This window comes from Sulfitobacter sp. M85 (assembly GCF_029285915.1).
Lineage (GTDB): Bacteria > Pseudomonadota > Alphaproteobacteria > Rhodobacterales > Rhodobacteraceae > Sulfitobacter > Sulfitobacter faviae.
The window spans coordinates 182,686-194,041 of sequence record NZ_JABECQ010000007.1 but is presented as its reverse complement, the minus strand read 5'-3'; the positions used below and the strand labels follow the sequence as shown (position 1 = coordinate 194,041).

At 64.0% G+C, this 11,356-nt stretch carries 12 protein-coding genes; 4 read left to right on the top strand and 8 right to left on the bottom strand.

All coding sequences use genetic code 11. From position 1 onward, the window contains the following. The first annotated feature begins 180 nt into the window (after positions 1-180). The gene (locus HKX24_RS14640; protein ID WP_271691388.1) at positions 181-801 is read left to right on the top strand and encodes a hypothetical protein; all 621 of its coding nucleotides are present in this window, start codon (positions 181-183) and stop codon (positions 799-801) included. 49 nt (positions 802-850) lie between these two features. On the opposite strand, the gene HKX24_RS14635 is transcribed toward HKX24_RS14640, so the two are convergent. From HKX24_RS14635 to HKX24_RS14625, 3 genes are read right to left on the bottom strand one after another with little or no spacing between them, the layout of a single operon-like run. Continuing rightward, positions 851-1,387 (bottom strand): GNAT family N-acetyltransferase, encoded by a 537-nt coding sequence (locus HKX24_RS14635; RefSeq protein ID WP_271691386.1) that lies wholly within the window; start codon positions 1,385-1,387, stop codon positions 851-853. Continuing rightward, positions 1,387-2,664: a phosphopyruvate hydratase gene (eno, locus tag HKX24_RS14630; protein WP_271691385.1), complete on the bottom strand. Its 1,278-nt coding sequence runs from the start codon at positions 2,662-2,664 to the stop codon at positions 1,387-1,389. The genes HKX24_RS14635 and eno overlap by 1 nt, the downstream gene beginning before the upstream one ends. A 33-nt stretch (positions 2,665-2,697) precedes the next feature. Then, the gene (locus HKX24_RS14625; RefSeq protein ID WP_271691384.1) at positions 2,698-3,600 is read right to left on the bottom strand and encodes a DMT family transporter; all 903 of its coding nucleotides are present in this window, start codon (positions 3,598-3,600) and stop codon (positions 2,698-2,700) included. A 130-nt stretch (positions 3,601-3,730) separates the two neighbouring features. On the opposite strand from HKX24_RS14625, the gene HKX24_RS14620 reads away from it, so the two are divergent. Next, on the top strand, positions 3,731-4,792 hold the full coding sequence (locus tag HKX24_RS14620) for an AbrB family transcriptional regulator (RefSeq protein WP_271691383.1): 1,062 nt from the start codon (positions 3,731-3,733) through the stop codon (positions 4,790-4,792). Positions 4,793-4,799: 7 nt separating this feature from the next. Here the strand turns inward: HKX24_RS14620 and HKX24_RS14615 are convergent, their stop codons facing one another. Both HKX24_RS14615 and HKX24_RS14610 read right to left on the bottom strand, forming a co-directional pair. After that, positions 4,800-5,498 (bottom strand): NYN domain-containing protein, encoded by a 699-nt coding sequence (locus HKX24_RS14615; protein WP_209217720.1) that lies wholly within the window; start codon positions 5,496-5,498, stop codon positions 4,800-4,802. Continuing rightward, positions 5,495-5,914 (bottom strand): Fur family transcriptional regulator, encoded by a 420-nt coding sequence (locus HKX24_RS14610; protein WP_067265902.1) that lies wholly within the window; start codon positions 5,912-5,914, stop codon positions 5,495-5,497. Before HKX24_RS14610 ends, HKX24_RS14615 begins: the two co-directional genes overlap by 4 nt. A gap of 348 nt (positions 5,915-6,262) precedes the next feature. Between HKX24_RS14610 and HKX24_RS14605 the strand changes: the two genes are divergently transcribed. Both HKX24_RS14605 and HKX24_RS14600 read left to right on the top strand, forming a co-directional pair. After that, positions 6,263-7,573: a DEAD/DEAH box helicase gene (locus HKX24_RS14605; RefSeq protein WP_271691382.1), complete on the top strand. Its 1,311-nt coding sequence runs from the start codon at positions 6,263-6,265 to the stop codon at positions 7,571-7,573. Positions 7,574-7,661: 88 nt separating this feature from the next. After that, positions 7,662-8,549 (top strand): DMT family transporter, encoded by an 888-nt coding sequence (locus HKX24_RS14600; protein ID WP_276154075.1) that lies wholly within the window; start codon positions 7,662-7,664, stop codon positions 8,547-8,549. 2 nt (positions 8,550-8,551) lie between these two features. Here the strand turns inward: HKX24_RS14600 and HKX24_RS14595 are convergent, their stop codons facing one another. Genes HKX24_RS14595 through HKX24_RS14585 form a run of 3 tightly spaced genes read right to left on the bottom strand, consistent with a single transcriptional unit; the run spans position 8,552 to position 11,348 of the window. Then, complete coding sequence (locus HKX24_RS14595) at positions 8,552-9,961, bottom strand: protein adenylyltransferase SelO (RefSeq protein ID WP_271691380.1); 1,410 nt, start codon at positions 9,959-9,961, stop codon at positions 8,552-8,554. Next, positions 9,961-10,410 (bottom strand): GNAT family N-acetyltransferase, encoded by a 450-nt coding sequence (locus HKX24_RS14590; protein ID WP_067265911.1) that lies wholly within the window; start codon positions 10,408-10,410, stop codon positions 9,961-9,963. Before HKX24_RS14590 ends, HKX24_RS14595 begins: the two co-directional genes overlap by 1 nt. Then, positions 10,407-11,348, bottom strand: coding sequence for a nucleoside hydrolase (locus tag HKX24_RS14585; RefSeq protein WP_271691379.1), 942 nt, complete (start codon positions 11,346-11,348; stop codon positions 10,407-10,409). The genes HKX24_RS14590 and HKX24_RS14585 overlap by 4 nt, the downstream gene beginning before the upstream one ends. Between the last annotated feature and the right edge of the window lie 8 nt (positions 11,349-11,356).

Here is an 11,356-nt window from a genome sequence, read left to right as displayed (position 1 = left end):
CGGTGCCCGGACCTTTACCGATCTTTTTCACGCGCTTGGCGATATTTGCCGGATGTTCACCCCGGACGAGTGCTGGAACTTCTTTCAGGCTGCAGGATATGTCTCAGGTTAAAACAGAACGGCTTTATCTTTCACACAGGTGCTTTCAAAAACAGCCTCGCCGCTACGGCAGTGACGCTCATGCTCGCACCCGCAGCGCAGGCCGAAATCGGCCTCGGGGTTGGGGTCAGCGTCGGGGGCCATGGCGACCATGGCGGCGCGGATGTCGGTGTCGGTGCTTCGGTTGGCGGCAGTGACGGCATCGGGGCCGGGGTTGGCGCTTCGGTCGGTGGCAGTGATGGCATCGGGGCCGGAGTTGGCGCTTCAGTCGGCGGGGGCGACGGTGTGAACGCAGGCGTCGGCGCTTCGGTGGGCGGCGGTGACGGTCTGGGGGCCGGGGCTGGCGTCTCGGTCGGCGGTGGCAGCGGGCACAGCGGGACGGATGACCCCGATAACACCCCCACGGCGACCGCAGGCCGGGCGACCACCGGCGCCGACAACAGTGCCACCACCCCAAGGCCGATCAACATCGCGACCCTCATCGGCGCGCCGGTCTGGAGCAAAGACAGTGTCTTGGTGGGCATGATCGAAGAGGTCGCCCCGGGGCCAAACGGCAAGGTCGACGCGGTGCTGCGCCTCAACGCGGCCCTTGATACCGACCGGGATATCATCCGCATGCGCATCGCGCCGCGCCTGTCGGACCGTGGGGCGCTGAAGCTGGGGTATTCGAAGCAGAAGTTCCTACAACTCTTCGCCGGGTAAACCGCGCGGCAATGAAAAACGGGGCGGCAATCTGGCCGCCCCGTTTGCGTTAGTCGGCTGGCGCAGCCACGTCCCTCAGCGGCATCTCAAAGAAACAGATCGCATCCCGCGTGAAATCCGGCATCGGTTGATAAGGCCCGCGCTCAACAAACCCAAGCGAGCGATAAAGCGCGCGGGCAGGGGCGAAGCCCACGGAGGTGTCGAGATAGACCTTTGCGAACCCGTCCTCCCGCGCTTGATCGACAAGGCGCTGACAGATCGCCCGACCCGCTCCCGTGCCACGGGCCGCATCGGTGACGAAGACGCGTTTGATCTCGCTCTCCGTCTCGGTCAGCGCATGGGACATGCCGCAGCCCAGGGGGATGCCATCCCGCTCGGCCAATAGGATGATGCCGCGCGGGCGGGCGTGTTCCTCGGGCAGGCGCGCCATCAGGGCGCTGTATTTGTCTTGGGGGTAGAAAGTCTCAACGATCCGCTGTTCGGTCGGGCCGAAGTGGTAGAGAAAGTCGCGATAGGCCCAGCAGAGGTCCACCACCGCCGCGAGGTCCGCAGCGGTGGTGACAGGGCGAACGGTGAGGGCCGACATCAGCCGCGCAGGATCGAGCGGCCCGCGTATTGAGCGGTCTCGCCCAGCATTTCTTCGATACGGATCAACTGGTTGTACTTCGCCAGCCTGTCGGACCGCGCCAGCGAGCCGGTTTTGATCTGGCCGCAGTTGGTGGCGACTGCAAGGTCGGCAATGGTGGCATCTTCGGTCTCGCCCGAGCGGTGCGACATGACGTTGGTGTATCCCGCGCGATGCGCGATATCCACGGCTTTGAGGGTCTCGGTCAGGGTGCCGATCTGGTTGACCTTGACCAGCATTGAGTTCGCCGCGCCGCGCTGGATGCCATCGCTCAGACGCGCGGGGTTGGTGACGAAAAGGTCATCGCCCACCAGTTGGACCTTGCCGCCCAAAAGGTCGGTCAGCGCCTTCCAACCGTCCCAATCGTCTTCGGCCATGCCGTCTTCGATGGAGATGATCGGGTAGTCGTTCACGAGCGCCGCGAGGTAGTCGGCGTTCTCTGCGCTGGACAGGGTTTTGCCTTCGCCGGAGAGGACATATTTGCCGTCTTTGTAGTATTCCGTCGCCGCGCAATCGAGGGCAAGATACATGTCTTCGCCCGGTTTGTAGCCCGCTTTTTCAATGGACTTCAGAATAAAATCTAGCGCATCGCGCGAGGAGCTGATGTTGGGGGCAAAGCCGCCCTCGTCGCCGATCCCGGTCGACAGGCCCGCGGCGGAAAGCTCTTTCTTCAGCGTGTGGAACACCTCGGCCCCCATGCGCACGGCTTCGCGGATGTTCTCCGCGGCGACCGGCATGATCATGAATTCCTGAATGTCGATCGGGTTGTCGGCATGTTCGCCGCCGTTGATGATGTTCATCATCGGCACCGGCAGCACGCGTGCGGTGGTGCCGCCGATGTAGCGGTAGAGCGGCTGCGCGCAATAGTCCGCCGCCGCCTTGGCCGCGGCCATCGACACGCCCAAGATCGCGTTGGCGCCGAGGCGGGATTTGTTCTCGGTCCCGTCGAGTTCGATCATCATCTCGTCGATCTCGACCTGTTCCGTCGCCTCGACCCCCACGAGCGCCTCGGCAATCTCGCCATTGACCGCGGCGCAGGCTTCGAGCACGCCTTTGCCCAGATAGCGCGACTTGTCGCCATCGCGCCGCTCGTTCGCCTCATAGGCGCCGGTCGAGGCACCGGAGGGGACAGCGGCGCGGCCCATGGTGCCGTCTTCGAGGATAACGTCGACTTCGACCGTCGGGTTGCCCCGGCTGTCGAGGATTTCGCGGGCGTGGATGTCGATGATCGTGCTCATGGGCAGTGTCCTCATGTTCGGGTTTGTGGCGGTTTACCCCGGCAGGCCCGGCTTGGAAAGACCACGGCGGGGCCGGGGGGTGATTTTGCGTTCGCGCAGCAGGGTATAGACCCCCGAGGCGATGATGACCGCGGCCCCAACCAGCGTCAGCGTGTCGGGGGATTCGTCAAAAACCACGATCCCCGCCACCAGCGCAAAGAGCATCCGGGTATAGCGGAAGGGGGTGACAAAACTCACCTCGCCCACGCGCATGGCGGCGACGATGGCGTAATAGGCCAGCACCCCGATCACCATCGCTCCGGCGAGATAGAGCACCTCGGCCCCGCCGGGCATGGCGGCTGGCGTGCCTGCGGCCAGCATCAGGATCAGCCCTGCGGGGACCAAGACGATAAAGGCCAGAAAGCTAAGCTGCATGGAGCTGATGCTTTTGGGAACTGTGCGCGTCGCCAAGTCGCGCAAGGCGAGGCCGATGACACCGGCCACGGCGAAAAGCGACAGCGCGTTGAACCCCTCCAGCCCCGGGCGCACGATCAAGAGCACGCCAAGGAAGCCCACGATGATCGCGCTCCAGCGCCGCCAGCCGACCGGCTCGTTAAGGAACAGCGCCGCACCGAGTGTGACCGCCAAGGGGGTCGCCTGCAAAATAGCCGAGGCGGAAGAGAGCGGCGTCAGCACGATGGCGGTGACGAAACAAAGCGTGCCCAGCACTTCACCCACGGCACGCAGCAGGATTGGCTGCGTCAGCATATCGGCAGAGAACAGGCGCTTTCCCTGAATGCGCAGGATCACGGCAAAGATCGCCCCGCCGCCCGCGCCCAAAAGCGCGATGATCTGGCCGACGGGGAGCGCATCGCTCGTCAGTTTGACGAACATGTCCTCGACCGCGAAACCGGCCATGGCCAGCACCATCAGCATCGCGCCGCGCAGATTGTCCATGATCACGCCCCTTCATCCCGTGGTATTGCCAGTCGCCCATGAACCTTTTGCGACGAAAGGGCAAGGGCGCGCGATGCGCGTCATGCGTGTGGCACTGGCGCAGGCTCTACCGGAGTGCTAGCCCTACCGCATGAGATGGCCGATCTCCTCGCTCGCCCCGCGCGACACAGTGCTGACCCTTGCGGCCGGCGCCGTTGGGGCGCTGCTGTTCTGGTGGCTGAATGCGCCGGTCTATATGCTGCTTGGCCCGGTGATCGCGGTGAGCCTCTTAGGGCTGATGGGGGTGCGCACGGCGGTCGATCCGCGGCTGCGGGATGCCTGTTTCGTCGTGCTGGGCATCGCCGTGGGGGCAGGGTTCAACCAAGATGCGGTGAACGCCATGCTGCGCTGGCCACTGGCCTTTGTCTTGATGACCGGGGTGATTTGGGGGATCATGGCGCTTTGCCGTTGGATGCTGGCGCGGTATTTTGGCTTTGACGCCCGCTCCGCGCTTCTGGCCTCGGCCCCCGGACATCTGAGTTTCGTGATGGCGATTGCCAGCGACAGCGGGTCGGACATGCCGCGCATTTCGATCACGCAGTCGGTCCGGCTTTTGGCGCTGACCATCGTCGTGCCTTTCGCCGCTTTGCTGATGGGCGTCGATATGACCGGCAATATCGCCCCCGCCGGCGCGGGGATGAGCCTGCTGTCGATCCTCGTGATGATCGGCGTCTCTGTCGTTGGGGGGATGATCTTCGCCCGTCTTTCGGTGCCCGCGCCGCTTTTGATGGGTGCGATGGTGGTCTCGGCCATCGCGCATCTGACGGAGCTGGAGACGGGCGTTCTGCCGGGCTGGCTCACCCTTGTCGCCTATCTGGTGCTCGGCAGCCTCATCGGCACGCGGTTTTCCGGCATCACGCCTGCGCGTCTGGCAAGCGGGCTTGGCGCGGGGCTGGCGATTACCGGCGTGGCGGTGGGGCTGGCGGGACTTGGCGCGGTGCCGGTGGCTTGGGCGCTTGGCATGCCGCTGGGGCATGTGCTGGTGGCCTTCGCACCCGGCGGGCTGGAGACGATGATCGCCCTCGGCGCGGTGCTGGCTGTGGTGCCGGGCTTTGTCGCCGCCTGCCACATCATGCGTCTGGTGGTGCTGAGCCTGCTGTTGCCCGCCATGCTCGCCCGTGTGGCGCGGCAAGAGCAGCGCGCCGCCGAGTGATCCGGCGTTAGCTTTTCAGGCGAACCATCAAACGGTTGCCGTCCTTGCGCGTTTCCAAGGCTTTGAGGTCGGCGGCCAAGGCGCTCAGCTTGCCATGACCATAGGTACGGCTGTCGAAATCGGGATGCGCTGCCTGAATGGTCTGGCCGATCTGGCCGAGGTTATACCAATCGTCTTCGGTGTCGATCTTGTCCATCGCGGCTTTGAACAGGGGCAGGGCATCGCCCACCTTGGCCTTGGCCCGCGAGGGGGTGTCCGGCTCTACCTCGTCGAGGTTCTCGATCAGGATGAAGCGGTTGTAGACGTTGCGCAGCGAATCGTGGGTCTTCTTCTCGCCAATGCCGATAACGGTCACCCCGTCTTCGCGCAGGCGGTTCACCAGCGCGGTGAAGTCGCTGTCGGAGGAAACGATCACGATGATATCAAAACGGCGGCTGTGCAGGATGTCCATCGCCTGAATGACCAGCCCGATGTCGCTGGCGTTCTTGCCCTTGGTGTTCGCCGTCTCCTGATGCGCCACCAAACCCAACTCGCGGATCGGTGCTTTCCAGCCCTTGAGGTGATCGTTGGACCAATCGCCATAGACCCGGCGCAGGGCGGGCTCTCCAATCGTCGTGACCTCCCGCATGATGGCTGCGGCATGTTTTGCGGGCACGTTGTCGGCGTCGATCAACACGGCCAGCAAAGGACGGTCACGTTCTGTCATGGGTCATCCTTCTTGATCGGCACACCGTAGAGTTCCATTCGGTGGCCTTGTAATTTGTAACCCAGTTTCCGCGCGATGCGTTCCTGAAGCTCTTCGATTTCCGCATCGACGAACTCGATGACCTCGCCTGAGTTCACGTCAATCAGGTGGTCGTGATGCGCCCGCTGCGCGTCTTCATAGCGCGCCCGGCCATCGCCGAACTCCAGCTTGTCCAGAATGCCGGCTTCCTCAAACAGCTTCACCGTGCGGTAGACCGTGGCGATGGAGATGCCGCTGTCGATCACGCTGGCGCGGGTCAGGATCTCTTCGGCATCGGGGTGGTCTTCGCTGTCGTGAATCACCTGTGCGATGACCCGGCGTTGCCCTGTCATGCGCAGGCCCATCGCCTCGCAGCGTTTGATGATCGGGTTGCGCATCGTCTCGCCCTTCGTCCGTCGGACTACGGTCCTAGCATTTTAGCACTGCCGGACGCCACCGGAATTGACCGCGCCGGTTGACTTTTGCGCCCGCACCGCCCATGTGGGGATCAAGCGAAGCCTTCTGCCGCGTGAGCAGTATCAGCGCCAAGCCCCATGAGGGACCTCTGGGACGCTGACAACAAGGCCCGCCGATGTTCCCAAAATCACGCGTGGGGCCAAGCGCGACAGACGGGTGTGAGGCATGTGGCCTGCGCCCGCGATCTGGCTCGCGCGACCCCGTGGCGCCTGTTGAGTGGCGCGGCGAAAGAACATGGCGCGCGTCTTCGCGGGCCGGAAAGTGAACGAATGAGCGATTTTGACATGATGGGCCTGCCTGCCAAACTGGTGGCCCGACTGAAAGGGATGGGGCTGAACGAGCCGACCCCGATCCAGAAACAGGCGATCCCCCATGCGCTGAACGGGCGCGACGTGATGGGCCTTGCCCAGACCGGCACCGGCAAGACCGCCGCCTTTGGCGTGCCGCTGCTGGCCCAGATGATGGAGATCGAGGGCCGCCCCGCAGCGCGTTCCGTGCGCGGGCTGGTGCTTGCGCCTACGCGTGAGCTGGCGCAGCAGATCGCCGTGAACCTGCGCGGCTATGCCGAAGGCACGCCGATCAAAGTGGCGATGGTTGTGGGTGGTCAGTCGATCAACACGCAGATCAAACGTCTGGAACGGGGCGTCGATCTGCTGATTGCCACACCGGGCCGTCTGCTGGACTTGCTCGACCGCCGCGCGGTCAAGCTCGACGCAACGACCTTTCTCGTGCTGGATGAGGCCGACCAGATGCTCGACATGGGGTTCATCCATGATCTGCGCAAAATCTCGAACATGATCCCGAAAGAGCGGCAGACGATGCTCTTCTCGGCGACCATGCCCAAGCTGATGAACGAGATCGCCAACAGCTATCTCAACAGCCCGATCCGTATCGAAGTCTCGCCTCCGGGCAAGGCGGCGGATAAGGTGACGCAAGAGGTGCATTTCATCGCCAAGGCCGAGAAGACCGAACTGCTGAAAGAACTGCTGGCCAAGCACAAGGGCGAACGCGCGCTGGTTTTTGGCCGCACGAAACACGGCTCGGAAAAGCTGATGAAGACGCTGGTCAAGGCCGGGTTTGACGCGGCTTCGATCCATGGCAACAAAAGCCAAGGTCAGCGGGACCGCGCGATTGCAGGGTTCAAGAATGGCGACATCACCGTGCTGGTGGCCACCGATGTGGCAGCGCGGGGTTTGGACATTCCGGATGTGAAACATGTCTATAACTTCGACCTGCCGAATGTGCCGGACAACTACGTCCACCGCATTGGCCGGACCGCGCGGGCGGGCAAGGATGGGGCCGCCGTGGCCTTCTGCGCGCCCGATGAGATGGGCGAACTGAAGGCGATCCAAAAGACGATGGGTATTTCGATCCCCGTGGCCTCGGGCCGTCCTTGGGAAGTGATCGATGAGCCAGCGAAACCCAAAGGCCGGGGCCGCAGACGCGGTGGCCGCCCCGGTGGTGGTGGCGGTCGTCCCGGTGGCGGCGGCGGCGGTGGTGAAGGCGCGGGCAAGCCAAGCGGCGGGCGGCGTCGCAGGCGTGGCGGCGGCGGCAAGCCGGGCGGCCAGCAGGCGGCCTGAGCCAACACTTACGACCTAAAAGAATGGCGCGCCCGGAAAACCGCGGCGCGCCATTGACTTATCCGATCCGGGCAGCGCTTCTGTCGGGATGGAACGCAAATCACATATCGACACATTCGGCGCCGTGGCGCTGGTGCTCTTCGCGCTGAACCTCGGCTTTAACCAAGTCGTCATCAAGGTCAGCACTGGCGGCTTCAACCCGGTCTTTCTGGCCGGGCTGCGCTCTCTCGGGGCGGTGTTTTTGCTGCTGATCTGGATGCGGCTGCGGGGCGTCAGCCTGTCGATCCCGCGCGCCGCCCTATGGGGCGGTGTGGCGGCGGGGCTTTTCTTTACGCTTGAGTTTGTCTGCCTGTTCCTCGCGCTCGATCTGACCACGGTCAGCCGCGCGTCGATCCTGCTTTATTCCATGCCGGTCTGGCTTGGCATCGCCGCGCATCTGTGGCTGCCGGGGGAACGGCTGAGCGGAGCGCGGCTCATCGGCATGGGGCTGGCCATGGGCGGTGTGGTGCTGGCGCTAAGCGATGGCGGAACCGAAGGGGCGCATTGGCTGGGCGATCTTCTGGCGCTTTTCGCAGCACTCTGCTGGGCAGGCATCGCGCTTTGCGTTCGCGTCACGCCGCTGGCCAAAGTGCCGCCCGCGCAGCAACTGATGATGCAACTGGTGATCTCTGCCCCGATCCTTCTGCTGCTTGCGCCGCTTTTTGGCCCCTTGCTGCGCGAGGTGGCCCCGGTGCATCTGGCGGGGCTTGCCTATCAGATCATCGCGGTGGCGAGCTTCGGCTTTTTGGCGTGGTTCTGGCTGCTGACGATCTATCCCGCAGCCTCCGTCGCCTCGTTTAGCTTCCTGTCGCCGGTCTTTGCCGTGCTTCTGGGCTGGCTGATCCTCTCGGAAAAGGTGGGGCTGAGCATTTGGGCCGCATTGCTGCTGGTGGCGGCGGGGATTTACCTGATTAACCGTAAACCCCGCGGCCACTAGGCTCAGGTGCCGCAGAATGTGGCAGGGACGATCTCGTCCTCGGTCGGCGGGCGCTGAAGCTCTGGGTCCGTCTCGACAAAGGGGGTGGCTAGGGCTTTCATTAACCGCTCGAAAGGGGCCATGTCACCCGCGACGGCGGCCTCGATCATCTCTTCAATCCGGTGGTTGCGGGGGATCACGGCGGGGTTCGCCGCATTCATCACCGCTTGCGGATCGGGCTCCCCTTCGATCCGCGCGCGCCAGCCTTCGGCCCATGTGTCAAAAGCGTCGCGGTCGGTGAACTGGTCGCGGGCTTGATCTGTGGGAAGCGCGCGGAAGGCATTGGTGAAGTCCGCACCATCCTGTTGCATCAGCCCCAGCAATTCGTTGATCAAGTCAACATCTTCGGCCCGTGGCGTCGAGATGCCGATCTTCGCCGCGAAACGGCGCAGCCATGCGGCTTCGATCAAGTCGGGCATGTCGTGGACGATCTCGGTGGCCTCTTCGACGGCGCTCTCCTTGTCCTCCATCTGCTGCAAGAGCGAGGTCGCCAGCTGCGCCATGTTCCAGACCACGATCTGCGGCTGGTTCCCATAGGCATAGCGCCCCTGCCGGTCGATGGAGCTAAAGACACGACCCTGATGGAAGGCATCCATGAAGGCGCAGGGGCCATAGTCGATCGTTTCGCCCGAGATGCTGCAATTGTCGGTGTTCATCACGCCGTGGATAAAGCCTAAGGCCATCCATTGCGCCACCAATTCCGCCTGCGCAGCACAGACCCCGCGCAAAAGGTCAAGCGGGCCATCGGCCTCGGGGTAATGGCGCGCGATGGCATAGTCGGTGAGGGTTTTGAGCGCGTCAGTCTCCCCGCGATGGGCGAAGATCTGAAAGGTGCCGACGCGCAGGTGGCTGGCGGCGACGCGGGTCACGATGGCGCCGGGCAGGGGGCCGCTTTCGCGCAGGATCGGCTCTCCGGTGGCGACGGCGACCAAGGCGCGGGTGGTGGGCACGCCCAGGGCATGCATCGCCTCGCTCACCAGATATTCGCGCAGCACCGGCCCGACCCATGCGCGGCCATCGCCCATCCGCGAATAGGGCGTGGGGCCAGAGCCTTTCAGCTGGATGTCGCGGCGCTGGCCGCTCTGATCGACGGCTTCCCCCAGCAGGATCGCCCGGCCATCGCCAAGCTGCGGGTTGAAGTTGCCAAACTGATGCCCGGCGTAAAGCTGCGCCAGGGGATCGGCCCCAGCGGGCAGTTCGTTTCCGGCGAAGACCTGCGTGATTTGCGCGGGCTCAGCCCCTTCGATACCCAGTTCCGCCGCCAATTCGGCGTTCCATGCCAAAAGCTGGGGCGCTTTGACAGGCGTGGGAGCCAGCCGGGTAAAGAACCCCTCTGGCAGGGCGGCATAGCTGTTATCGAAAGGAATACGCATCACAGGGTCCGGGACATAAGCATGTAATCCTCGCGCGGGCGAAAGCCCGCACGGGTATAGAGTTTCATCGCCGCGGCATTGTTGCGATCCACCTCAAGATGGACGGCCCGCAGCCCGCCCGCCGCCAGCGCCCGGGGCAGCGCGATCAGCGCCTCCGAGGCGATGCCGCGGCCCCGCACGCCGGGGCGTACGTAGATTTCATCAATGATGGCGTCCAACCCGCCGAATTCAACCGACCAGCCGAAACAGATCACCACATAGCCGATGGGCGCGCGGGGCGGGCCGATCAGATAGGCGGCGCCATGGGGGATACCATCCAGCAGCGGGGCCAGCCCGCGGCGGCGCTGTTCATCGCTCATCTCGATCCCCGCTTCGGCGTGAAATGCCGCAACAAGAGCGACAAGCTTGTCGAGATGCTCAGGCGCGCCGAGGGTGAGATGTGCGCTCATAGGCGGGCCAGCCTTTCGGTGAGCAGGGCAAAGAACCCGTCGGCATCAAGATCGCCTACGAAGAGCGCGTTGGGCGCCCGGTCGGTCACGCGCCACCAGTCGGCGACGGTCATGCCCATGGTCAGTTCCGACTGGGTCTCGATCTCGACATTGATATGACGGCCTTGGAAAAGATCGGGGTTGATCAAATAGGCGGTGACGCAAGGGTCATGCAGGGGCGCGCCATCGGAGCCGTATTTCTCTTTGTCGAACCGCTCGAAAAAATCGGTCATCTCGGCCACGGCGACGCCGACCTTGGTGCCAAGCGCGCGGAAGGCATCGTTGCGCGGTTTGGTGACCAGCGCCTTATGGGTCACATCGAGCGGCATCACGACGATCGGAATGCCAGATTTGAAAACGATATCAGCGGCATGGGGGTCGACGTAAATGTTGAATTCCGCCGTGGGCGTGATGTTGCCCCCTTCGAAATAGCCACCGCCCATCAGCACGATCTCTTGCACCTTTTCGGCGATGTCGGGCGCTTTTTGCAGGGCGGTCGCGATATTGGTCAGCGGCCCCAAGGGGCAGAGGGTCACGCTGCCTGCGGAATGGGCGCGGACCTGTTCGATGATAAAATCCACCCCATGCCCTTCGGCCAGTGGCATCTGCGGGTCGGGCAGGTCAGGGCCGTCGAGGCCGGTCTTGCCATGCACATGTTCCGCCGTCACCAGTTCACGCCCCAGCGGGCGGTCGCAACCGGCGAAAACCTTCACATCACTGCGCCCCGCCAACTCGCAAACGATCCGCGCGTTCTTCGAGGTCAGATCCAGCGGCACATTGCCCGCCACACAGGTGATGCCGAGAACGTCGATCTCTTCGGGGCTTGCTAGCGCGAGGAGGATCGCGACGGCGTCGTCTTGGCCGGGGTCGGTGTCGATGATGATTTTGCGCGGGGTCATGGGCTTAC